Here is a 23,661-nt window from a genome sequence, read left to right on the forward strand (position 1 = left end):
CGGTATGGTCTATTGTTGAGGCTTCCATAACCCCTTCGAAATCGCTGTGTGACGATCATGTTGAAAGCTACCGAGGAGGAGATCGAGGAAGTCCGAGAATATTTTGAATGGCAAGCGCCGGACCTCGAGGTAACTTTCATGCAGAAGGTCTACTCGGAGGCCGTCGGGAACACCCGTCACGACGTGTGGGATATCCATACCAACAAGGATCGCTGGTGGGTGATCACTGGCGGCACGAATCTTTACTCTCAAGAGCAATTCCCAAGTATGGACCTTGCTCTGACCTTCCATATTGGCCTGATCATCCGCGTCCCGCGCACGGAAGATCAACAGGAGGACGACCTACGTATCCTACCGTTCGGTCGGGTCTTCGAGAAGATGGAAGAAGCCGGCGCCGCCTTGACACAAGCTCAGAGCCTCACCGATTATCAGGCTGTTGGCGTCCGCTGCCGAGAAGCGCTACTCGAACTGATCGGCGTCGCGCAAGATTCGGCAATGTGGACCGACAACCCACCGCAGCGTGCGAACTTCCGCGCGTGGACAGAAATCATCTGCAACGATCTTCTGCCGAGCGACACGAACAAAGAGCGTCGTGGGGCGGTCAAAAGTGCGCTGGAGTCCGCATGGACGTTCTCTAACTGGCTGACGCATTCAAAGTCCGCTACCTGGCTTGATGCCGACATGGCGCACGTATTAATCCAGCTTGCCTGCGGAATGGCGGCTCGGTTGATCATTCGTGCATTGCGCGGTGTACCTGAAGAATGCCCGAACTGCGGCCTGCCGCATCTCGAACCACAACACGCAGAAAACGCAGCCGCGCCCAACATACTCTGGGAACGGCCGCACTGCGCAGATTGCGGATGGAGCGGCAGGCCCATCCCACTCCTCAATCTTGAGGACGGACAACCGATTATCACTCGCGAGGGTGAAGAGTCCGAAGAGCCCAGCATAATGACAGTTCCGCTGCGCAAGATTGTTAGGCCCGGCGATCCGCCGATCGAGCCGCTAAAGAAGAGAGAAGCCGGGCCACCGGAGCCGGTCGTCTATTTTGCCTACGGATCCAACATGTGCACCGCCCGGCTGCGTGAGCGCACGCCGAGCTGCAAGCCACTCGGCATTGCTACCCTGCCCGGTCATACGCTTCGCTTCCATAAGCGCAGCAGGGACAAGTCTGGAAAGTGCAACGCATTTGCTAGTGGCAACAACGACAACGTAATCGGGGTCCTCTTCAGCTTCGATCCATCCGAGCGCGCCACGCTAGATGCGGCGGAAGGCGTCGGCAGCGGCTACGAGCACGCAATTGTCACGGTCATCAACGAGAAAGGTCGCAGGCGAAAGGTCCTTACCTATCGCGCAACCCCTGAGCACATCGACGACAACCTCAAGCCCTACAGCTGGTACAAAGATTTTGTCCTCTCCGGAGCTAGGGAACACGGCTTGCCGCCCGACTATATTGAAAAGCATATCCAGTCTGTAGAAGCGATCGATGACCCCAATGCGACACGCGACAAGAATGAGCGGGCCAAGCTGGGAAGTCCCGAGCTGTGATGCTACGAATTCGGCGCGCGTTATCGATCCGGACCGGCAGCGCAACTCCGAGACGATTTCCACAGACATAATGGACTACGGTGGTTAGTCGCTTGGTGAGTGGGCACGCCTATTGTGTTGAAAGTTATGTTCAACCGGCGGAAGGCGCGTCCGCCCTTCGGGACGTTCTCCGGACGCGCTGTGTACGGCGCGACGAGATCAACGCGCTCGGGCTGAAGTCGATCAGGCACGCTGACGACCTGCCTGATGGGCGCGATCGTGGGGATGCTGACGCAGCCGTAGACACAGTAGCCCGGATGGAGCCAACGGGTCGCGCGAACGCGCGCCCGATGACAGGCTCCGCACAATCCGGGGCGGTGCTGACGCGGTGAAGCTCCCTGTCAGGATCGTTGTTGGGCCGGTCGACGGCGCGGACGAACGTCGCCGCGCATTGAGCCGTCGCTTGCAATAACGCGATGACAGGGGATCGATGGGTCGTAATTCGTGCGCATTATGGCACCAACCGCGCGTGCAGCTTTCGAATTGCCGGCCTTAGCAGCGACAGCTTTGTACGACATGGTCTTCCCCTTTGGGATCTTGCGCACGATGTCGCGAGCCTTATCCGAAAAGGTTTTCATAGGCGAAGTGTAGCAGATTTCTTTTTGCTTGCGGTTGGAACGAGCGCGTCGCGCTGGCACGGAAGATTCGACCGGACGTGCCGGTGTTAGTTTCGAAATGCGCGTCGCCGTCCTAACATTGTGGGCAGCTATTGGCCCCTGGCGTCGTTTACCGCGCAGTGCCGGCGTGGACGCAAACGGAGCATTGCGGACATCGACCGGCGGCTCCGCCCGATGCGATTCGACGTGAATGACCCATTTCGGACCTCCCAACTTCTTAGGTGAAGTCGGGTCAGACCGAGGATCACTCCTGGGTTTGATGTTGACTTGCATCAAAAACAGGTGGGCGCGGCATGTTACTCAGCAAAATGGGGCATACGAGGAGATAAGCAAATGGTGACGCAAAGCAATCCCCACTTCTTTACAATTTGGGCCAAGGAGCGTCTCGATGAAATGGACGCCGCAGTGACATCGCTTGAAGGCAAGGTAGCCGAGGTGCAGGCCGATGTCCGCGACAAGGCTGAGAAGATTCTGGCTGAACTGCGCAAGCAGCGTGATGACTTCCGGGACACCATGAAGAAGCAATCGGAAGCTAACGAGGCCGCCTGGATCCAGGCGAAGGCAAAACTAGAGGATGACTGGCGCTCGTTCGAGGCCGAGGTCAGGAAATATGTCGAGAGCTTCGGCAAGCAAATCGAGCACCAGCAGGCGATGTTTAAGCTTCAAGCCGATGCCCAATTGAAAGCGTGGCGCGAAGCGGCCGACAAACTTGGCAGCGATGCCAAAAAATTCGCTTCTGAGCGTCGGGGCGATATTGACGCCGCCGTGAAGCGTATGAACGCCGATGCAGTCGAGGCGGAGAAAAAACTTGAGAAGTTGAACCAGGCGGGGACCCAGTCATGGTCCGCACTTATGGCAGCTTTGACGGAAACGCGTGCTGCCTTCGATCGCGCCAATGAGGCGGCACGGGACGCGTTCAAGCGAGCTGCCTGATCAAAGCACACTGGTTGGACTCAGAGAGACCGCCGCAAGGCGGTCTTTCTTTGGTACTCTACGAGGATCAAGAAATGACATTTGGCGGACTTCCGAAATTGGCCCATCGCGACATCTTGCGTTGCCGCACGAACTTGGTCGCTATCGGGGCAAAGCGGACGTAGAGTCACGCCGACGGTTTTATGGGTACACGGCCAAGAAAATCGTCATGCCCGGGCTTGACCCGGGCATCCATCGACCAGGAGAATCTCGCGAAGCAGGATGGATGGCCGGGTCAAGCCCGGCCATGACGGCCGCGAAAAGCCTACGCCTTCAACTCCACCGTCTTGAACTCGGCCGGCAGGATCACCTCCAGCAGTTCGACGTCGTCGGAGTAGTCCAGGATCATGTGCCGGATGCGCGGCGGCTGGGTCCAGGCGCTGCCTTGCTGCATCAGGGTCTCGCCCTCGCCTTCCATGTAGGTCTTCACCCAGCCCTTGAGCACGTAGACCATCTGGAAGTCGACATCGTGGAAGTGCAGCTTCGACACTTCATCGGGATTGCACGGTCCCTGCAGCCGGATGACGTGTGCCTGCGCGAGGCCATGCGAGGCGGCGGCGATGCCGAGGTCGCGGTACTTGGCATAGGCGCGCAGCCCGTCGGCCTTGAAGTCCTCTTCGCGGTGATGGCTGATCGCGACGCGCTGCTTCGGCCGCGCCTTGGTTGCAGCTTTCGCTGCGCTCTTCTTCGCCGCCGAGACGCGTCCCTTCGACTTGATGGTCTTGCGCGCGGACGATTTCGCGGACGTCTTCTTGGTGCCGGCGCCGAGCCCCGACCATTTCTTCTTCACCGCGGTCTTGGCTGCCGATCTTGATGCCGTCTTCTTGGCCATTGTTCGCCTCCCGTCTTTTTGTGACGGAGAGAGGCTAACACAAGTCGCGCGCCGCGAGGCGAGCAAAGGCGCACAGCGCGCTTTTGCTCCCTTGCCCGCTCAGTGCAGCCGGAACACGCCGTCGACGGCGCGCAGCTCGGCCGGCTTGACCAGCTTCGAATGCGCCACCGTCACCGAAAACAGCGGGCCTTCGAGCTTCGCCTGCCAGAACGCGAGGAAATCCTGCAGCGCCGGAAATTTCGGAAACAGGTCGTAGTTCTGCCAGACATAGGTCTGCAGCAACGAGGGGTGATCGGGCATCCGATAGAGGATTTGCGCCGTCGTCAGCCCGTACCCCAGCAACTGCTTCCGGAAATCGTCGGAAACAACCCCACCAACTCGCGAGACCATGCCAACCTCCTGTGACGGAGCGCATTCACGTGGTGGCCGACCTCCCCCGCCGGACCACCGGCAATGGATGCGCTCACATGAGAGAAATGTGACGCACGCGACTAACCCATCTCAAGCCTAAATGTTTAATAGGTTGTTGAAATTTCTTGCGTTGGCAGCAGCTTACCGCATCTGCTAATAGCCCCCGCGCCCTCTCCCTGGCGGCATTAAGGATGTCGAAATGATCTCGGCATCCCTTTGGCAGGCGGCACTTACGAGTGCCAATTTTTCTGCTAGAGGCACTTGCCCGCCGCCAAGGCTTGGCCTATCTCCTGCCTAGTCAGTCTGGCACTCGCTGGGCTGGACTGCTAACTCTCCAAAAATCTACAGCATCTACAAATGTTTAGGAGGACTGCATGAAATTCCGTCCGCTTCACGACCGCGTCGTGGTCAAGCGTATCGACGCCGAAGAGAAGACTGCTGGCGGCATCATCATTCCGGACAGTGCCAAGGAAAAGCCCTCGCAGGGCGAAGTCATCGCCGTTGGCCCGGGCGGCCGCGACGAAGCTGGCAAGCTGATCCCGATCGACCTCAAGGTCGGCGACCGCGTCCTGTTCGGCAAGTGGTCCGGCACCGAGGTCAAGATCGACGGTGAAGACCTGCTGATCATGAAGGAAAGCGACATCATGGGCGTGCTCGACGTCCCCGCTTCCAAGAAGAAGGCGGCCTAAGCGCCTCCTCCCTCCCCAGGCAAACCATTCCAAGGAAAAATTCAGATGGCAGCTAAAGAAGTCAAATTCTCCGTCGAGGCACGCGACAAGATGCTGCGCGGCGTCGACATCCTGGCCAACGCGGTGAAGGTCACCCTCGGTCCGAAGGGCCGCAACGTGGTGCTCGAAAAGTCGTTCGGCGCTCCCCGCATCACCAAGGACGGCGTCACCGTCGCCAAGGAGATCGAGCTCGAGGACAAGTTCGAGAACATGGGCGCCCAGATGGTGCGCGAAGTCGCCTCCAAGTCCGCTGACGCGGCCGGCGACGGCACCACCACCGCGACCGTGCTCGCGGCTGCGATCGTGAAGGAAGGCGCCAAGTCGGTCGCCGCCGGCATGAACCCGATGGACCTGAAGCGCGGTATCGACCTCGCGGTCGAAGCCGTCGTTGCGGACCTCCAGAAGAACTCGAAGAAGGTCACCTCGAACGAGGAGATCGCCCAGGTCGGCACCATTTCGGCCAATGGCGATGCCGAGATCGGCAAGTTCCTCTCCGACGCCATGAAGAAGGTCGGCAACGAGGGCGTGATCACGGTCGAGGAAGCCAAGTCGCTCGAGACCGAACTCGACGTCGTCGAGGGCATGCAGTTCGACCGCGGCTACATCTCGCCCTACTTCGTCACCAACGCCGACAAGATGCGCGTTGAGATGGACGACGCCTACATCCTCATCAACGAGAAGAAGCTCTCCTCGCTGAACGAGCTGCTGCCGCTGCTCGAGGCCGTGGTGCAGACCGGCAAGCCGCTGGTCATCGTCGCCGAGGACGTCGAAGGCGAAGCCCTCGCCACCCTCGTCGTCAACCGCCTGCGTGGCGGCCTGAAGGTCGCGGCCGTCAAGGCTCCGGGCTTCGGCGATCGCCGCAAGGCCATGCTGCAGGACATCGCGATCCTGACCGGCGGCCAGGCCATCTCGGAAGACCTCGGCATCAAGCTCGAGAACGTCACGCTGCAGATGCTCGGTCGCGCCAAGAAGGTGATGATCGACAAGGAGAACACCACGATCGTCAACGGCGCCGGCAAGAAGGCCGACATCGACGCCCGCGTTGCCCAGATCAAGGCGCAGATCGAGGAGACCACCTCGGACTACGACCGTGAGAAGCTGCAGGAGCGTCTCGCCAAGCTCGCAGGCGGCGTCGCGGTGATCCGCGTCGGCGGCGCGACCGAGGTCGAGGTGAAGGAGCGCAAGGATCGCGTTGATGACGCGATGCACGCGACCCGCGCGGCTGTCGAGGAAGGCATCGTCCCGGGCGGCGGCGTCGCCCTGCTCCGTGCCTCCGAGCAGCTCAAGGGCCTGCGCACCAAGAACGACGACCAGAAGACCGGCGTCGAGATCGTGCGCAAGGCGCTGTCGGCTCCCGCTCGCCAGATCGCGATCAACGCCGGTGAAGACGGTTCGGTGATTGTCGGCAAGATCCTGGAGAACAAGGCCTACAACTACGGCTTCGACTCCCAGACCGGCGACTATGCCGACCTCGTCAAGAAGGGCATCATCGACCCGACCAAGGTCGTGCGCACCGCGATCCAGAACGCTGCCTCGGTGGCCGCGCTCCTGATCACCACGGAAGCGATGGTTGCCGAGCTGCCGAAGAAGAACGCCGGCGGCCCCGCGATGCCTCCGGGCGGCGGCATGGGCGGCATGGACTTCTAAGCGACGAAGTCGTCCCGGACGCGGTGCAGCGCGAAGCGGTGCACCGCAGAGCCGGGATTTCGCTCAACGACAACGAAATGCAGAACCCCGGCAGCGATGCCGGGGTTTTTGTTTGGGCAAGCTCGCTTGCTGCAGCGCGGCCAATGCGGATACTTTGCACAACCTCACGCTGAGACAGGAGCCTCACGCGGCTCCCAGCATGCACGTTATGCACAACACTCTCCGTAAACATACGTTGGTCTGAGTTGACAATTTCAAAAAAATTTTGCGCGAGAGTCGCAAACCGAACCGACAGCGTCATCTTCGTCCCGCACAGTAAGCTCGGGACGAGATCGAACTTCACTCTCAAAAATCCGAATCGAGCACGGAGCGTCAGCTCCCGTGACGCGGGCGAGCGTTGCGGAGAATGCTTTCACTTGCGAGGGAGGCTGTACGGTGGGCGAAAGCGAAGAGGTTTTCTGCCGAGCCGCCTGAAGAAGCGGCGTTGAAGTCACATTGAAGATTCGTTCAAGGAGGGACCTGGCCGGTTGGAAGAAGCCCAGTGACGAGCATGCAGCCCCCACTGCCCGATGCTCCGTCAACCGCCGCAGGTGCGCGATGCCCCCCAACTACCCCGCGCACCGATCTGGGGCCAATCCAACCGGCCGGACTATTTCGGCAAGGCAAAAAGCAAAAGGCAACAATATGGGAGGGAGGCGCTCATGGGCATGGTGATGGTCAGATGTCCGCAAACCGGACACGCGATTTCCACCGGAATCAAAACCGATCGCGAGAGCTTTCGACGCAGCACCGTGTTCTTCGCGCGCACCCCCTGTCCGTTTTGCCGCGCGGATCACGCCTGGTTTGCGCGGGATGCCTGGGTCGATGAGCCGAGCATCCGCGTGCGGCGACGCCGCGGCGGCGGTTCGCCGGCCTGAAAATGGCCGCCACTTTTGACGACCGCGATGGAGGGACACCATGGCGCAGGTGCAGATCTCGACGGAAACGTCTGCCTGGCTGCTGCAGGCCAAGGACTTTCTCGACGAAGCGCGACGGCTGAAACCCGGTCTGAAGCGCAATGAGTTGCGCGAGACCGCAAAGGTGCTGCGCGAGATTGCGAAGCTCGAAGGGGCATCCTCCCCCGCACGGGAGCTTGATCGGCGGCCGGGAAGCTGATCCGACCGGGGACACGCTCACACGGCGTCGTCCGCCTCGATTTCCGGGATGCGCGGATCGTTGGCCGGCGCCATTCCTCGCGTTCGAACCTTGTCGCCCGAGAAGATCTCCTCGGCTTCGAGACGCATGACGCGATGGCATTCGCACGCCGCCGCCAAGAGCCGCGCCCGATCGATCTCGATCTGGCCTCGTTGATCCGACCTGATCGCGCCGCGCTTGCGCAGGTTGCCCATCAGCAAGGTCACCGTTGTTCGTCGCACGCCGAGGATTTGTGACAGCGCGTGCTGGGTCAGCGGGAGGACGTCGCTGTCGACGCGGTCGCGAAGCTGAAGCAGCCAGCGCGCCATCCGCGCCTCGACCGGATGGAGCGCATTGCAGGCGGAGCCGAGCTGAAACTGGATCAGCATCGATCTGACATGCTTCTGGATTGCCTGCCGAATCCCGGGACTGCGGCCGAAAGCAGCATGAAAGCGCGCCGCCGGAACCCGCGAGGCGGTACCAGCCGCACGAACGACGGCGGTAATGCCTGACGGCGAGGCTCCAAGCACCGAAAGACTGCCCACCGCCCCTTCGCATCCAACCACACCGGTCGCGACCGTGTGCCCATCCGCCATGTCGATCATCAACAGGATCGCGCCGCTGTGAGGAAAGAAGACGTAGTCGATCTCGTCACCGGCGCGCGCCAGGACTGCATCCTGTTCGAGCGCAACGGTCTCAAGTTCGGGTCTCAGGAGGTCCAGATCCGCCGGCGACAATGTCGCGAGAAGGCGATTACGAGTTCCACCGGAAATGCTCACCTGCGGGAACGTCAAGGGTCGCACAGCATACTCACTCAAACACAGGATCAAAAACAAATTCCAAACGCTTGACCGCAAGGCGGAATTCTCTGCAGCAGCGCTTTTTAAAGTAGATGCAAATGCGCCAGCGGACGCAATAGCAAAATGCGCATCGCCGCCACCGTAGAACTTCGGGAACCCAACAGTTCCAGTTTCGCTTCGCAAGCGCCGCGCGCGAAATCCGAACCTGCTCTTTCACCACCCGCGCGAGGAGGAAGGTGGCGGACGCGGTGTGACCGTTCCGCTGCGGCACCCGTCAAGACGCGCGCGAGTGGCGGTCCGGCCACTGATGCGCCTGCGCGAGCAGTTCCTGCGCGTCCTTGATTTCGGCAAGATCGAGCGCCGCATCGAAGCCGGCGAGCACCGGCGCCAGCAATCGAGATATCTCCTCTGCCCGGCCGCTGCGGCTGTAAAGACGTGCAAGTCCCAGCGCGCCGCGCAGCTCGAACGTCCTGGTCTGCTGCCTTCGCGCAATCTCGAGGGCGCGGCGGAAGGCGCCCTCGGCGCCGGACATGTCAGGGCTGACGCGGCGCGACCGCAGTTCGCCCTGCACGCGGTAGAGCTCGGCATCCAGCCAGTGCTGCCCGGACTGCTCGGTCGCCTCGATCAACCCATCGATGATGTCGAGCCCGGCATCGACATGCCCGGCCTCCGCATGCGCCACGGCAATGTGCAATCCCCAGAACGGTTCACAGAGGTAGCAATCGTTCTCGTGAAGCAATGTCCAGCCACGCTGCATCTCCGCGAGACCTGCGGCCCGGTCGCCGGCACGCCACTTCTCCAGACCATTGAGATAGGTGCCGGCGGCGACATACAGCGGCATCGTGTGGTCCTGCGCCAGGCCCAGGGCAAGGATCGTCTCGGTCTGGCGCAACCTGCTGCCGCACAGCCCGTCGAAGACGGCCTTGTGAACCAGCGCATTGGCGCGCGCGAGCGCGCGCTGTTTCCCGGCGACGTTCACCGCTGCGCCCGCGAGCTGCCGGGCCCGATCGATCTCGCCACGCGGCCAAAGCACCAGGGCGAGAAATCTCATGATGACGAACGGCAAGTCGAGCGTGGAGGCCTTGAAGGTTGCCGGATCCGGCTCGGTCGCATAGGCCGCGAAGGCCTGTTCGAGATGGATGCCCGCGTTCAGGTACTCGCCCGCGAACCAGGCGGTCACCCCGCTGGTCCAGCGCGCGACGATTGCCGCCACCGGCGAATCCGGATGCCGCTCTGCTGCGCCCATGATCGCCTCCGCCAGCTCTCGCATCGGCGCGAGCTCGCCGTGGGTCAAGCAGGCGTTGAAGAAGCCCGACTGGATCGGCGCCAGCTCGATTGGATCATCGACATCCGAGGCGAACTGCCGGGCGCGCGTCCAGGCGGCCACCGTCTCGGGGGCGCTGTGCCCAAGACTGCCCCGCAGCGCGCGGCCGTAGGCGATTTGCAGATGGAGCCGGCCGATCATCCGAGCCGGCTCGTCGGGCAGTTGATCGGCGATCGCGACCGCCTTGCCGAGATGCGCGATCGCCTCGCAATAGGCCGAGCGCTTCAGTGCCTGCTGACCGGCCTTGCGCCACCACGCCAGCGCGGTCTCGCCGAGCCCTGCCTCGGTGAAATGGTAGGCAACGACTTCCGGCTCGATCTCGGCCATCTCGGCAAACTTGTCGCGCAGCACATCGCCGATATGCTTGTGAAGCAATTGCCGGCGGCTCTTGAGCAAGCTCTCGTAAGCCGCCTCCTGGACCAACGCATGCTTGAAGCTGTAGCTTGCATCCGGCGGCACGCCCCGGCGCAGCAGCAACTCGGCCTCTTCGAGCTGGGCAAGCGCCGCGGCAAGCGTCAGATCATCGCGCCCCGCCACGCTGCGCAGCAGCGCATATGAGAACTCACGGCCGATCGCAGCGCCGATCTGCGCCACCTCCTTGACCGGGGCCAGCCGGTCGAGCCGGGCCATCAGCGAATCCTGCAGCGTCGCCGGGATCGCCAGCGGCGGCAGCGGATTGTCGAGGCGATAGCGCCCGGCAGTCTCGACCAGCAGCCCCGACTCCATGACCATCTTGGTCAGCTCCTCGACGAACAGCGGGACACCGTCCGTCCGCTCGACGATCTGCGTCATCATCTCGCCGGGCAGCAACCGGCCGACGGTCACCTGCTCGATCAGCGCGCGGGTGTCCTGCCGGTCGAGCCGATCGAGCCGCAGCAGGCTGACATTGGCGAGCCCCGCCCATGGCGGCTCGAACTCCGGCCTGAACGTCATGAGCATGAGGATCGGCAGCCCCCTGATCCGGTCGACCGCGAGGTCGAGCAGTTCGAGCGACGTGGCATCGGCCCAGTGCACGTCTTCACAGACGACAAGCACCGGCTGCTGCCGGGCAAGGCCCTCGAGCTGGTCGAGCAGCGCTGCGAATGTCTGCCGCCGCTGCTGCGCCGGGCTGAGGCCGAGCGGCGGATAGCGCTCGCCGGTCGGGATCGACAGCAGCGCTGCGATCAGCGGTGTCACGGTGGGCACGTGCTGCGTGCCGAGCGCCAGCATGGCTTCAAGCTTGTCCAACTTCTGCTCCGGCGCATCCTCCGACCTGATGCCGGCGGCACGCTCGAGCTGGGCGACAAACGGGTGCAGCGCGCTGTTGGTGTGATAGGGCGAGCATTGATACCGCACACGGCGGTGTGTCCCGGGCGCCAGGCTGTCGGAGAGCATCGCCACGATGCGCGATTTGCCGATACCCGCTTCGCCCGATATCAGCACCGCCTGGCCCTGGCCCTGCCACGCCAGTTGCTGGCGCGACAACGCAAATTCGATCTCCGCCTTGCGGCCGACGAAGCCGATCGAGCGCGCGGTGCGCACCGCCTCGAAACGGCTTTCCGATGCCGGCTCGCCTTCGACGGCCCACACCGCGATCGGCTCGGAGATGCCCTTGACCTCGCGGCGGCCGAGGCTGCGCAGCGTGAACAGATTGCCGAGCAGCCGCCGGGTCGAGGCCGCCACGACCACCACGCCCGGCTCCGCCAGGCTTTGCAGCCGCGCCGCGATGTTCGGCGCATCGCCGACCAGCGCCTGCTCCTCCGACGCGCCGCCGGAGACGAGGTCGCCGACCACGACAAGCCCGCTCGCGATCGCGATCCGAACCGCAACGCCCTCTTTCGCGCGGGTCTCGAGCTTGCCGATTGCGGCAATGACGTCGAGGCCGGCGCGCACCGCGCGCTCCGCATCGTCCTCGTGGGCGCGGGGATAGCCGAAATAAGCCAGGATCCCGTCGCCGATAAATCTGGCAACGGCGCCGTCATATGTCGTGATCACCTGCGCACAGGCTGCGCGATAGGCGCGGATCACCTCCCACATGTCCTCGGGATCGAGACGTGCCGACAAGGCCGTCGAGCCGACCAGGTCGCAGAACATCACGGTGAGATGGCGGCGCTCGGCATCGTGCGGTGAAACCGGCGCGGCGATCAGTTCGGCTTGATTGAGATCGGCGATCGCACGCAGCATCTTGCGGCGATGGCCGAGCAGGACGCCGAGCCTGTCGAAGTCTTCATCCGTCAATTCGGGAAGAACGCCGAGGTCGATCCCGTTCTCGGCAAAACGCAGCGCGTATTGCCCAAGTCCCAGCTTCTCGAGCCATTCCGCAATCTGCTGCACTGGCTTCACCGACGGGTTGACGGCTGGCCGAATGGACCACGGTGCGCAAACGTTATCGCAATCTGCCCGGGGTGGCACCTCTGTTTTGCGGCCCGGAGCAGCACATGCGAATTGCGCCCATAGCGGTGCCCCGGTACAGCCGTCCTGCACGCTAACATTCATAAGAATGCCAGCGGCCCGTGCCGGCGCAAAAAGCGAAGGGCCGCCCGTGGGCGGCCCTTCTTGTCTTACGCGCTCTCGGGCGCCTTGAGGCGGACCAGCTTGGTCAGCAGCGCATCGAGGGTCGATGCGGCCGACCTTCTCGACCAGGCGCTCGAGCGACTCCAGCTCCTTGAGCCGCAGCAGCAGAGGGTTCTCCTCCATCAGCCTGGCGGTGTTCAGGAGCGAACGCGTCGCCGCGGTCTCCTCCTGGCGGCGGATCAGGTTGGCCTTCGCCACCCGCTCCGCCTCCACCACCTTGTTGACCAGCTCGCGGATCTCGCCGGGCAGGATCACGTCCTTCACGCCCAGCTCGGTGACCTCGACGCCGCTGTCCGCGACACGATCGCGGACGAAGTCGCGAAGCTCCGTATCGAGCGCCGTCTTCGCAGACAGCACCTCGTCCAGCGTGCTGGCCGGCCACCGCCACGTCCGGGTTGCAAGAGGGCTGCGCGTGATTTTTTCATGACGGGGCGGAGCTGTGCCCCAGGCGTCGCAGCACGTCCCGTCATCGCGAGGGCGCGTCACCCCCTCTGCGCGGCATCCTGGAAGCAGGCGCGCAGCCAGTCGATGGTGACGCGCGTTGCCGCGTCGCGCTTGAGATGGTTCTGCACCAGGAGCCAGACGTCGCGTCGCTTCGGCAGCAGCGTGGCGCGCAGACGGCGGTCGGTCAGCAGGGCGGCACAGCTGTGCTCCGGCAACACGCCGACCGCGTGATGCGACTGGATCAGCGTTTGGATGATCCGCACATTGTCGGTCACGCAGCGCGCGCGAAGCCGCTTCGCGCGCAGGAACTGCATTTCCGGAATCCCTCCGAGCTCGTCAGGATAGGCGCACAGCATCGCTTCTCCCGCCGTTGTCGCGGCCGGCTCGAAGAAATACGACCTGACCTCGGCGAGCTTCGAGATCGCGAAGTCGCCCTTGTCGGGCTTGCGCAGGCGGATCGCGAGATCGGCCTCCCAGCGCGAGAATTTTACGTGGTCGCTCGACGTCAGAAACTGCAGCGTCAGGCCCGGATGGGCGCGCAGGAATTCACTTGCGCGCGGCGCCAGCACCTCCTCGGCGATCGCACTGGTGGAGGCGATGCGCAGCCGCCCGACCGGACCAGGCAGGCTTTCGCCGATCCGGCCGATCTCCTCGGCATGCGCGGCCATCGCCTCAATATGCGCGAGCACCATGTCGCACTGCCGGGTCGGCTTGCGGACGCCATCGACGGCCTCGAACAGGCGCAAGCCGAGCGCGCGCTCGATCCGCGCCAGCCTGCGCCCGACCGTGGTCTCGTCGATGCGCAGCCGCGCGCTGGCGCCCGCATAAGTGCCCTCGTCCCTGACCGCTGCGATGATGCGAAGATCGTCCCAGTTCATGGCGGCAGGCTACATCGTGCGGCCGCCACCTGCAATAACGCAGCCACCGGCTGCAATATCCCTGCATAACAGCAGGCCGAACCCGGGCTATGTTTTCGGCGACACATCCGCTGGAGAACGACCATGACATCAGCCAAGACATTGATGCAGCTTGCCGGTATCGACCTCACCCCGCCGCGCCTCGGCGACAGCTGCCTGGTGCTGATCGACATCCAGAACGAATACCTTGCCGGTCCGTTGGCGCTGCCCGACGCCAAGCCGGCGATTGCGCGCGCCGCCGCATTGCTCGCGCGCGCCCGGGAAAGCGGCGCCGCGATCATCCACATCGCGCACAAGGGCCAGCCGGGCAGCCTGTTCGACCGCACCGCGGAGCGTGGCGCGATCGTCGCGCCGCTGGCGCCGCGGCCGGGTGAGATCGTGATCGAGAAGCAATTGCCGAACGCGTTCGCCGGCACCGACCTCAACGCGCAGCTCGCCGCGACCGGCCGCAAGGAGCTGGTGCTCGCCGGCTTCATGACGCATATGTGCGTGAGCTCGACCGCCCGCGCCGCGCTCGATCTCGGCTTCCGCACCACGATCGACGCCGACAGCTGCGCCACCCGCGACCTGCCCGACGGCGTCGGCGGCACGATTGCCGCAAGGCTCATTCACGACGTCGCGCTCGCCGAACTGTCCGACCGCTTCGCGATCATCGCCCGCGGCAACGCGCTTGCCTGAGCGCTGATCCTCGCGGCGCTGCGCTACTGAAACGCGACCTCGGCAAAGCTGCGCAGCTTGCGCGAATGCAGGCGTTCGGATTCCTGCTGCTTGAGCCGCTCCAGCGCCTTGAGACCGATCTCAAGGTGCTGGCCGACGCGCTGGCGGTAGAATTCGCTGGCCATGCCGGCGAGCTTGATCTCGCCATGCAGCGGCTTGTCGGAAACGCAGAGCAGCGTGCCGTAGGGGACGCGGAAGCGATAGCCGTTGGCGGCGATCGCTGCCGATTCCATGTCGAGCGCGACCGCGCGCGACTGCGACATGCGCCGGATCACCTGCGGCCCGCTGATCTCCCAGTTGCGGTTGTCGACGCTGGCGACCGTGCCGGTGCGCATCAGCCGCTTGAGCTCGAAGCCGGAGAGCCCGGTCACCTCGCCGACCGCTTCCTCGAGCGCGACCTGCATTTCCGCCAGCGCCGGGATCGGCACCCAGAGCGGCAGCTCGTGATCGAGCACGTGGTCGTCGCGCACATAGCCGTGGGCAAGCACATAATCGCCGAGCCGCTGCGTGTTGCGCAGTCCGGCGCAGTGCCCGATCATCAACCAGGCATGCGGCCGCAGCACCGCGACGTGATCGGTGATGTTGCGCGCATTGGACGGACCGATTCCGATATTGATCAGGGTGATGCCGCGATAGCCGGGCCGGACCAGATGAAAGGCCGGCATCTGCGGGACGCGTTCGGACGGGGTCCCGGTGCTGCCGCCGCCGAGCCGCGCATTATGCGTCATCACATTGCCGGGCGCGACGAAGGCCTCGAGACCGGCCTCGCCCGACGCAAGCCGCTGCTGGGAGAGCTGCACGAAGGCATCGACATAGAACTGGTAGTTCGTGAAGATCACGAAATTCTGGAAGTGCTCAGGATCGGTGCCGGTGTAGTGGTAGAGCCGGCGCAAAGAGTAATCGACCCGCGCGGCGCGGAACAGCGCCAGCGGCTCCGGCGCGCCCGGCGTCAGCTCAAACGTGCCGTCGGCGATCGCATCGTCCATCGCGGCGAGATCGGGCGTATCGAAGATGTCGCGCAGCGACCGGGTGAACGCCGAACTGTCGGCGATGGTCAGCGCCGCCTCGATATTGATGTCGCGGCGGTAAGCGAAATGGATCGGGATCGGCTCGTGCGACTCGCCGATCTCGACCGCCACGCCATGGTTCTTGATCAGGAGCCCGATCTGCTCGGTCAGATAGGTCCGGAAGATATCGGGCCGCGTGATGCTGGTCTCGTGGATGCCGGGCCCCGCGACGAAGCCGTAGGCAAGCCGCGAGTCGAGCCGCGCGTGCGACGAGGTCGTGATGCGGACGAACGGATAATGCGCCCGCACCCGCGTCGTGAACGGCACGCCGTTGACATAGGCCTCGAAACGATTGCGCAGGAAGCCGGTGTTGCGCTCGTAGATCTCTTCGAGACGGACAACCGCGGCTGCGGCATCGACGAACGCTTCGGTCGTGATCGGCGGCGGGGTTTCGATGGAGGGTGTGGGAGACATGTTCGCTTTGCACCAGATCCGTTGCCGAGCTTGGACTCGCCCTGGATCAGCACAATATAGCGACAATAGCCCTCAGTTCCAGTTCGACGCCGATCGCGCCAAGTTGCCCTACTCCGCCTCGCGGGGCGGCAACGCGCAGATTTCGGACCGGGTCAGGAACCGGCGCTCGCGCCCGTTGTCGAGCGAGAACATGCCGCCGCGGCCGGGAACGACGTCGATGATCAGATCGGTGTGCTTCCAGGCGCCATATTGCGCGCCGCTGATGTAGAACGGCGCGCCGCCGATCTCGCCGAGCTTGACGTCGTGGTCGCCGATCAGGAATTCGCCTTGCGGATAGCACATCGGCGACGAACCGTCGCAGCAGCCGCCGGACTGGTGAAACAGCACCGGGCCGTGATCGGCGACGATCTCGGCAATGAGCTCCAGCGCGGCCGGCGTCGCAGTCACCTTGTCAGCCATCTCGACCTCCGCGATGCAAACTCCGGCGGGCATATTCCGCCGGAGCTCGTCACGTTCGTCTACAGCGTGTGGTCCGGATATCAGAAGAAGCCGAGCTTCTTCGGGCTGTAGCTCACCAGAATGTTCTTGGTCTGCTGATAGTGGTCGAGCATCATCTTGTGCGTTTCGCGGCCGATGCCCGATTGCTTGTAGCCGCCGAACGCCGCATGCGCCGGATAGGCGTGATAGCAGTTGGTCCAGACCCGGCCGGCCTGGATGGCGCGGCCGAACCGGTAGCAGCGATTGGCATCGCGGCTCCACACGCCGGCGCCGAGGCCGTAGAGCGTGTCGTTGGCGATCGAGAGCGCCTCTTCGTCGTCCTTGAAGGTGGTCACGGACACGACCGGCCCGAAGATCTCCTCCTGGAAGATGCGCATCTTGTTGGTGCCCTTGAAGACGGTCGGCTTGACGTAATAGCCGCCCGACAGCCCGCCGCCGAGATTGTTGCGCTCGCCGCCGGTCAGGACCTGCGCGCCCTCCTTCTTGCCGATGTCGATGTAGGAGAGGATCTTCTCCAGCTGCTCGGAGGAGGCCTGGGCGCCGATCATCGTGGTCGGATCGAGCGGGCTGCCTTGCGTGATCGCCTCGACGCGCTTCAGCGCGCGCTCCATGAATTTGTCGTAGATCGATTCCTGGATCAGCGCACGGCTCGGACAGGTGCAGACCTCGCCCTGGTTGAGCGCGAACATCACGAAGCCCTCGACCGCCTTGTCGAAGAAGTCGTCGTCCTCGGCGCAGACGTCCTTGAAGAAGATGTTGGGCGACTTGCCGCCGAGCTCGAGCGTCACCGGGATCAGGTTCTGCGAGGCGTATTGCATGATCAGCCTGCCGGTCGTGGTCTCGCCGGTGAAGGCGATCTTGGCGATCCGGTTCGATGAGGCCAGGGGCTTGCCGGCCTCGAGGCCGAAACCGTTGACGACATTGAGGACGCCCTTGGGCAGGAGATCGCCGACCAGTTCGAGCCAGGTCATGATCGACGCCGGGGTCTGCTCGGCGGGCTTGATCACGACGCAATTGCCGGCGGCGAGCGCCGGCGCCAGCTTCCAGGTCGCCATCAGGATCGGGAAATTCCAGGGAATGATCTGCCCGACGACGCCGAGCGGCTCATGGAAGTGATAGGCGACGGTGTCGTGATCGATCTCGGAGATCGAACCCTCCTGGCCGCGGATCGCGCTGGCGAAATAGCGGAAGTGGTCGATCGCGAGCGGTATGTCGGCCGCCATGGTCTCCCGGATCGGCTTGCCGTTGTCCCAGGTCTCGGCGGTCGCGAGCTTCTCGAGATTGGCCTCCATCCGGTCGGCGATCTTGTTGAGGATCAGCGAGCGCTCGGCGACGCTGGTCTTGCCCCAGGCGCCCTTGGCTGCATGCGCCGCGTCGAGCGCGGCCTCGATATCCGCAGCATCCGAGCGCGGGATTTCGCAGATCGGAAGTCCCGTCACCGGCGAGACGTTGTCGAAATACTTCCCGGAATGGGGCTCGCGCCATTCGCCGCCAATGAAATTGCCGTAGCGCTTGGCGAACGGCGCCTTGAGCACGGACTGCATGTCCACCTTGTTCATGTGTTCCTCCGTTGGCACGCCGATGCACACGGCGTTGGCCGGAACGCTCGGTCAAATCAGGCAGACAGAACAGGGGCTCGCCCCAAGGGCCACGAGGGAAGTGTCGCAAATCTGAGACAGAGTGCGCCGCAAATCGGCGCGGGCGCATCGATGAGATCAGGTTGAGCTGGAATAGCGTCGAAGGATCACCTCTCCCTTGGGAGAGGTCGATTTGCACAGCAAATCGGGTGAGGGGTTCCGGTCTATCGAGAGAGCAAGAGCCCTCACCCGGATTGCACTGGACGATGCTTCGCATCGCCAGGAGCAATCCGACCTCTCCCCGGTGGGGAGAGGTGAATCGAAGCCGCGGCGAGCCGATTCAACCAAAGGTCATTGCGCGCTAACGGTGCAAGCCAAGCTGCTTGAGCTTGCGGTGCAAGGTCGCCCGGGACATGTCGAGGTCCCTGGCGGCCTTCGACACATTGCCGCCGGCGCGCGCCAGCGCACGCTGCAACGCTGCACGTTCCGCGGCAGCCAGGTCACCCGCGTCGCGAGTCTCGCCGATCAGGTCGGCCGCCGGCAATGGCCGCGCCAGCGACGCCGCGTTGAGGCCGAGCGCGCGCCGCGCAGCCCGCGTCGCACCGATCACGAGATCGTCGCGATCGACCGCCAGCAACGAGTTGACGGCGCGCTCGCTTTTGGGCGTCAGCAGAATCCGCGCGTCGGGAAACGCGCGGCGAAAATTCTCGGCCTCGATCGTGCGGGCGGCGTCGGTGACCGTGGTCGCGATCAATCGGGAAAATCCGCCGGTCAAATCCGCCCGGCAGGAGGAAACGTCGAGCGCGGCGGCAAGCTCGCCATGCTCATCAAAGATCGGCGCGGTGGTGCAGAACAGCCCGGAATTGCGGGTGAAGAAGTGCTGCTCGCGGTCGATCGACAGCGGGCGCTTCTCGACGATGCAGGTGCCGATGCCGTTGGTCCCCTCGTATTTCTCGCTCCAGACCGCGCCGGTCCAGAGCCCCCAGGCGTCGAAGGTCGCATCATCGGCACCCGCGCCGCGCCGGTCGACGACGACGCCGTCGCGGTCCGCGAGCAGCACCGAGCAGCCGACCCCGCCCACGGCAAGAAACAGCCGATCGAGCGTGCTCTGGGCGACTTTCAGGAATCCGCCGAGCCGCTGCTGCGCAGCGGCGATGTCGGCCTGGCTGAGACGATGCGACGGCAGGCGGCTCGCCGGATCGAGCGCGTGCAGATGGCCGGAACGACGCCACGACGCCGACAGGTCGGATGGCGCTCCGCGCCCTGCCAGCACGTCGAGAACCTTGTCCGTATGCATGACGCCCAGCGATCGGCTCATGCTTCCCTCCCTGCCACCGGGGTTCTATGACCCTCGGGAGCGCGGCGCTGTTGACCCTGGCACCCTTGTATGCAGCAGGATATAGCGCGCCCCACGGCCTTTCAAGGGACGGCAACCGGGACCTTCGGACAGGAACTGACGATGGAGCGGTGGCCGTTCCAGGAGTTGACCGCGGGACAGGCCAAGGGAACAAGCGTCCCCTCCAGCAGAATGCGCTTACTGAACCCGCGCGAGCACCGCGAGACGGCGGATGCCCTTGTTACGGTAGGCGTCGAGGAACGCGTAGTAGTCCTTGAACGAGACGCAGCCGTTGGAGTCGCCGTTCGGACCGAGCATGAAGGTGTGCGCGAGCAGGCCGACGCGGTTGAAGATCTTGCCCTCGCCGCCGATCGGGTTGAGCCGCAGCGCCGGCACGCCGTGGAACAGCGCCTCGCGCGGCTTGAGCTCGTAAATGTGCGGCGGCGTCACGCCGACCATTTTCAGATGCGAGGATCTGGGATCGTCGAGCCGGGAGCCGAGGCCCGAATGCGCCTCGAGGCGCGTTCCGTCGGGCAGGTACACGGTCCTGGCCGAGATGTCGTACACCGCGGTCTGGCGGTCATAGGGCGGCGAGCCGCCGAGCATCGGGTTCTGGTCCAGCGTCGAGGGAATGCTGCCGGTCACGTTCGCGTCGGCCGAGGCGAAGGACAGCAATCCGCCGCTCGCCTCCCGCTTGCCCCACAGTTTTTCGACCATGGTCTGCCGCTCGTTCGATGCAATCGACATCACCGCGGCCTTGGCGCGCGCGGCCATGTCACGGACGCCGCCGGACTTGGTCGCCTGCTTGGCTTCGGCAGGCTTCGCCTCGGACGCCTTATCGGCACCCTTGGGCTGAACGTCCGCAGCGGGATCGTTGAGCGCCACCTTCAGATTGGCGGCGGCCTGCTTCTTGGCGGCTTCGACCGACTTCGGCGCCGGCAATGGCTTCGATGTCTCGGCGAGCTCTGCAGAGGCGACCGCCCTCGCCGCTTCAGCGAGCTTGGGCGCAGCGGCCTGCTTGATCGGGTCGATCTGTGATGCGGCGTCAGCCACGACGCTGGACGCCACGCCATCGGGCGAGGCGGCCGCAAACCGATCGTTAAACATAAGCGACGATGCCGCGGCTTCCGACTTCGCGACCTCGGTTTTCGCGGGCGCCGCCGGTGCCGGCGTCAGGGATGCGAACACCTCGTTGAAGGCAGGCGTCGGCCGCGCAGCGACCGCGACAGGCCGCTTCACCACCGGCGCATCGAACGACGCATTGCCCACCGACGGATAGACGCTCGCCGCAAAGATGTTGGCGTAGACGGTCCAGGCGCAGCCAAGCACCAGCCCCGCCACCGCGGCGCTGCCGAGGAAATGCTGTGGGAGGATTTTTCGGGAAGATTTCTTGCGGCTTGGCGCCCCAAGAACATACGCACTCGCACTCGTACCCATACGCCCGGCGCTCAAAACAGGTCCACCTTTGTCCCTCACTCGACGCGGGGTCGAACGGTGTTCGGCTCAACGTCGCGCGGGGGCACAGACGGCCATTAAGGCGACTTTTAGTTAAATGCGACTTAACCGGATGCGATCCCCTGCAGCGCGGGAAGTGCCTGTGGCGTAGGGCTTTTTTAAGATGACATTGGACCGCCGAAGCGGCTTTTCTGTCCCATCATGGGACATTCCGGCATGCTGCTCCAACGCAGCATGCCGGAATATATTCAGGGGAGAATTTCCTTGCCGATCGCCCCGTAATCGCGCGGGGATCGCGCAAAAACCATCTCCTCAATAGGAGAGCTTCGGATACCAGTCCGTGCCGCGTCCCTCTGGCGTGGTGTCGAGCACCGTCCAGAGCGGATCCATGTCCGGCGCGCCGCGCGGGTCCTGGCCGGGGTCCATCGTGCCCGCCCCCATTTCGCCGGCCCAGAAATGACGGATCGTGCCGTTGTGGCGCGTGAAGACATTGTAGCCCGGCAGGTCGCTGTCATCCTTGCTGACATAGTCGCGCGTGTAATCGCCCGACGCGTCCGAGTAGATCCTGTGACGCGTCCAGCCGCGCGCCTTCTTCGCCTCGATCAGCCGTGCGATCGGCGAGCGCGCCACGAACACGAACGACACGCGCTGCTCGATATCGGGCAGCTTCTCCTCCCACGTGCCCATGAACGATGTGCACATCGGACACGGCTTCTCGCGCTGCGGGCCGTACATGTAGCTGTAGACGATCAGCGTCGGCTTGCTGCCGAACAGATCGGCGAGCGAGGCCGCACCGGACTCGCCGGTGAACTCATACGGCTTGGTCACCTCGCCGCCCGGCGGCAATGCACGGCGCAGCTCGGCGACGCGCTCGATATGCCGGCGCAGCTCGATCTCTTCGACAAGCAGCGCCTGGCGGGCGCGGCGATACTCGGCGCTCTCATTGGGAAAGCGCCTGACATTGGTCTTGGCGAGTTCGGCGGCAGGCTTGAGAACGGAACTGGTCATATTGGAACCTCGCGTGGTTGACGGGCTGTCTGGAAGACGACCCGGACCCGGACGATCCGACACTTAACGGCGAGAGTTTTACTGCAGTTCCGGCGGCGGGGAACGGTCGAGGACCTCGCCCTTTGCGCCCTCCAGCAGATCGAGCGCGTAGGTCTCGATGGTCAACGGCCCCCGCATGCGCTTGGCCTCGGCCACCGTTTCGACGCGGGCGAAATTGTCGCGCAAGGCCGGCATTGCCTGCTCGACCTCATGCACATAGAGCAGCTTGCCGGACAGCTGCGCAGGGCTCGGCTCCGGCATGTTGACCCAGCGAATGCGCTGGCCCTGCTGGGCGACGCAGGTGCCCTTGGGGAGATAGAAGGCGAGCCAGCCCGTGGTGCCGTAGTCCGCAGCCAGTACGCAGCTCGCGCCGGTCCGCACGCGCGCCGCCTCGATCTCGTCCGCGAGCTCCTGCCAGCCGACACCGACGCTGCGCACGGTGGCGTCGCGGCGGTAGCCCGAGAGCAAACCGGTGTTGGCCTGCACGATCAGCAGCGCGAACAGCACGACGCCTGTGGGCGCGGCCCAGCGCCGGCAGAAGTCGATCGTGCGCTGCTCGCGCGGCGCCCACTGCACCTGGACTGCCGCGACCGCGGCCGCCACCGCAAAGGCGGGATAGACCGGCGCGAACCAGTTGGCCTCGACCCGCGCATGCAATGCGTGCCAGGTGAAGTAGACCACGATGGTCCAGAACATCGTGTTGACCAGCACGCGGGCTTCCATCGCGCCGGCGCGGCGCCGATAGAGCGCGTAGAGGCCCATCACGCCGAGGATGAACACCAATGGCGTTGCGAACGCAAACTGGGTCGGGATCAGCTCGGCGATGTAGGTCGGCCGGAAATCCTCGATCCGCGCGCGACCCATCTGCTTGATGAAGGACACCCAGTGATGATCGGCATTCCACAGGATGACCGGGCTGAACAGGCCGGCCGCAACCAGGCCGCCGAGATAGAGCCAGGGCGAGAGAAACCAGCGCCGCAGCTTCGGCACCATCGCAAGCCAGATCAGGATCGCCGGACCAAAGAACAGCGCGGTGTATTTCGACAGCAGCGCCGCGCCGGCGCCGGCGCCGACCGCAAGCCACCAGGCGCCGCGACCGCTCTCCAGTACCTTTGCGAGCGCGTACAGCAGGAGGCTGGCAGCGACCAGCAGCGGCGCATCCGGCGTCACGATCAGCGTGCCGACGGCGGCCATCAGCGTGACATTGAGCAGGATCGTTGCGCTCGCCGCGATACGCCGGCCGCCGAACAGGATCTCGGCCGACCGGTAGATCGCCCAGCTCATCGGCAGTGCGAGCAGGATCGACACCAGCCGCACGCCGAGCGGCGTATCGCCCGCGATCATGGTGCCGAGCCGGATCACGATCGCCACCATCGGCGGATGGTCGTAATAGCCGCCGGCGAGCGACTTCGACCACATCCAGTAATAGGCTTCGTCGAAGGTCAGCGGCGTCCATGCCGCGGCGGCCAGTCGCAACACGACCAGCGCGCACACCGCAAGCGCGGTGTTTCGGGCAAGCCGCGCCTCGTTCGCGTTCATGCCGTC

General features: G+C 64.2%; 20 protein-coding genes. 7 read left to right on the top strand and 13 right to left on the bottom strand.

The window, feature by feature from the left end; genetic code table 11:
- The first annotated feature begins 57 nt into the window (after nucleotides 1-57).
- Nucleotides 58-1,548: a gamma-glutamylcyclotransferase family protein gene (locus tag XI02_RS28190; RefSeq protein WP_018272370.1), complete on the top strand. Its 1,491-nt coding sequence runs from the start codon at nucleotides 58-60 to the stop codon at nucleotides 1,546-1,548.
- Between the two features lie 380 nt (nucleotides 1,549-1,928).
- Here the strand turns inward: XI02_RS28190 and XI02_RS46445 are convergent, their stop codons facing one another.
- Entirely contained in the window at nucleotides 1,929-2,477 is a 549-nt protein-coding gene (locus tag XI02_RS46445) for an MGMT family protein (RefSeq protein WP_085964837.1), read from the bottom strand.
- Between the two features lie 60 nt (nucleotides 2,478-2,537).
- Between XI02_RS46445 and XI02_RS28200 the strand changes: the two genes are divergently transcribed.
- Nucleotides 2,538-3,137: a hypothetical protein gene (locus XI02_RS28200; protein ID WP_018272371.1), complete on the top strand. Its 600-nt coding sequence runs from the start codon at nucleotides 2,538-2,540 to the stop codon at nucleotides 3,135-3,137.
- Between the two features lie 304 nt (nucleotides 3,138-3,441).
- On the opposite strand, the gene XI02_RS28205 is transcribed toward XI02_RS28200, so the two are convergent.
- Together XI02_RS28205 and XI02_RS28210 are read right to left on the bottom strand one after the other, a co-directional pair.
- Nucleotides 3,442-4,008 (bottom strand): cupin domain-containing protein, encoded by a 567-nt coding sequence (locus XI02_RS28205; protein WP_018272372.1) that lies wholly within the window; start codon nucleotides 4,006-4,008, stop codon nucleotides 3,442-3,444.
- Between the two features lie 99 nt (nucleotides 4,009-4,107).
- Entirely contained in the window at nucleotides 4,108-4,398 is a 291-nt protein-coding gene (locus XI02_RS28210; RefSeq protein WP_026192965.1) for an usg protein, read from the bottom strand.
- 395 nt (nucleotides 4,399-4,793) lie between these two features.
- On the opposite strand from XI02_RS28210, the gene XI02_RS28215 reads away from it, so the two are divergent.
- The 4 genes from XI02_RS28215 (at nucleotide 4,794) to XI02_RS28230 (ending at nucleotide 7,949) form a co-directional block, all read left to right on the top strand.
- On the top strand, nucleotides 4,794-5,108 hold the full coding sequence (locus tag XI02_RS28215; RefSeq protein WP_018272373.1) for a co-chaperone GroES: 315 nt from the start codon (nucleotides 4,794-4,796) through the stop codon (nucleotides 5,106-5,108).
- A gap of 45 nt (nucleotides 5,109-5,153) precedes the next feature.
- The gene (gene groL / locus XI02_RS28220; RefSeq protein WP_018272374.1) at nucleotides 5,154-6,794 is read left to right on the top strand and encodes a chaperonin GroEL; all 1,641 of its coding nucleotides are present in this window, start codon (nucleotides 5,154-5,156) and stop codon (nucleotides 6,792-6,794) included.
- Between the two features lie 701 nt (nucleotides 6,795-7,495).
- Nucleotides 7,496-7,711: a hypothetical protein gene (locus tag XI02_RS28225; RefSeq protein WP_016840464.1), complete on the top strand. Its 216-nt coding sequence runs from the start codon at nucleotides 7,496-7,498 to the stop codon at nucleotides 7,709-7,711.
- A gap of 40 nt (nucleotides 7,712-7,751) precedes the next feature.
- Nucleotides 7,752-7,949 carry a hypothetical protein gene (locus XI02_RS28230; protein ID WP_016840463.1) on the top strand — a complete coding sequence of 66 codons (198 nt, stop codon included), beginning with the start codon at nucleotides 7,752-7,754 and terminating at the stop codon, nucleotides 7,947-7,949.
- 17 nt (nucleotides 7,950-7,966) lie between these two features.
- Here the strand turns inward: XI02_RS28230 and XI02_RS28235 are convergent, their stop codons facing one another.
- The 3 genes from XI02_RS28235 to XI02_RS28245 form a co-directional block, all read right to left on the bottom strand.
- Nucleotides 7,967-8,704 carry a Crp/Fnr family transcriptional regulator gene (locus XI02_RS28235; RefSeq protein WP_016840462.1) on the bottom strand — a complete coding sequence of 246 codons (738 nt, stop codon included), beginning with the start codon at nucleotides 8,702-8,704 and terminating at the stop codon, nucleotides 7,967-7,969.
- A gap of 337 nt (nucleotides 8,705-9,041) precedes the next feature.
- Nucleotides 9,042-13,001, bottom strand: a complete 3,960-nt coding sequence (locus tag XI02_RS28240; RefSeq protein WP_194483234.1) for an adenylate/guanylate cyclase domain-containing protein — start codon at nucleotides 12,999-13,001, stop codon at nucleotides 9,042-9,044.
- A gap of 125 nt (nucleotides 13,002-13,126) precedes the next feature.
- Nucleotides 13,127-13,966 (bottom strand): LysR family transcriptional regulator, encoded by an 840-nt coding sequence (locus XI02_RS28245; protein WP_172647712.1) that lies wholly within the window; start codon nucleotides 13,964-13,966, stop codon nucleotides 13,127-13,129.
- A 123-nt stretch (nucleotides 13,967-14,089) separates the two neighbouring features.
- On the opposite strand from XI02_RS28245, the gene XI02_RS28250 reads away from it, so the two are divergent.
- The gene (locus XI02_RS28250) at nucleotides 14,090-14,683 is read left to right on the top strand and encodes a cysteine hydrolase family protein (RefSeq protein WP_018272380.1); all 594 of its coding nucleotides are present in this window, start codon (nucleotides 14,090-14,092) and stop codon (nucleotides 14,681-14,683) included.
- A 23-nt stretch (nucleotides 14,684-14,706) separates the two neighbouring features.
- On the opposite strand, the gene XI02_RS28255 is transcribed toward XI02_RS28250, so the two are convergent.
- The 7 genes from XI02_RS28255 to XI02_RS28285 form a co-directional block, all read right to left on the bottom strand.
- Entirely contained in the window at nucleotides 14,707-16,203 is a 1,497-nt protein-coding gene (locus tag XI02_RS28255) for an AMP nucleosidase (RefSeq protein ID WP_018272381.1), read from the bottom strand.
- Nucleotides 16,204-16,311: 108 nt separating this feature from the next.
- The gene (locus XI02_RS28260) at nucleotides 16,312-16,662 is read right to left on the bottom strand and encodes a DUF779 domain-containing protein (protein ID WP_172647711.1); all 351 of its coding nucleotides are present in this window, start codon (nucleotides 16,660-16,662) and stop codon (nucleotides 16,312-16,314) included.
- Nucleotides 16,663-16,742: 80 nt separating this feature from the next.
- Nucleotides 16,743-18,260, bottom strand: coding sequence for an aldehyde dehydrogenase (gene adh, locus XI02_RS28265; protein ID WP_172647710.1), 1,518 nt, complete (start codon nucleotides 18,258-18,260; stop codon nucleotides 16,743-16,745).
- Between the two features lie 379 nt (nucleotides 18,261-18,639).
- The gene (locus tag XI02_RS28270) at nucleotides 18,640-19,596 is read right to left on the bottom strand and encodes a helix-turn-helix domain-containing protein (protein WP_172647709.1); all 957 of its coding nucleotides are present in this window, start codon (nucleotides 19,594-19,596) and stop codon (nucleotides 18,640-18,642) included.
- Nucleotides 19,597-19,812: 216 nt separating this feature from the next.
- Nucleotides 19,813-20,955, bottom strand: coding sequence for a DUF2778 domain-containing protein (locus XI02_RS28275; protein WP_244981094.1), 1,143 nt, complete (start codon nucleotides 20,953-20,955; stop codon nucleotides 19,813-19,815).
- Between the two features lie 426 nt (nucleotides 20,956-21,381).
- Complete coding sequence (locus XI02_RS28280; RefSeq protein WP_172647708.1) at nucleotides 21,382-22,077, bottom strand: DUF899 family protein; 696 nt, start codon at nucleotides 22,075-22,077, stop codon at nucleotides 21,382-21,384.
- 78 nt (nucleotides 22,078-22,155) lie between these two features.
- Nucleotides 22,156-23,655 carry a glycosyltransferase family 39 protein gene (locus tag XI02_RS28285; protein ID WP_172647707.1) on the bottom strand — a complete coding sequence of 500 codons (1,500 nt, stop codon included), beginning with the start codon at nucleotides 23,653-23,655 and terminating at the stop codon, nucleotides 22,156-22,158.
- Between the last annotated feature and the right edge of the window lie 6 nt (nucleotides 23,656-23,661).

Source organism: Bradyrhizobium sp. CCBAU 21365 (assembly GCF_015291305.1).
GTDB classification, from domain to species: Bacteria; Pseudomonadota; Alphaproteobacteria; order Rhizobiales; family Xanthobacteraceae; genus Bradyrhizobium; species Bradyrhizobium elkanii.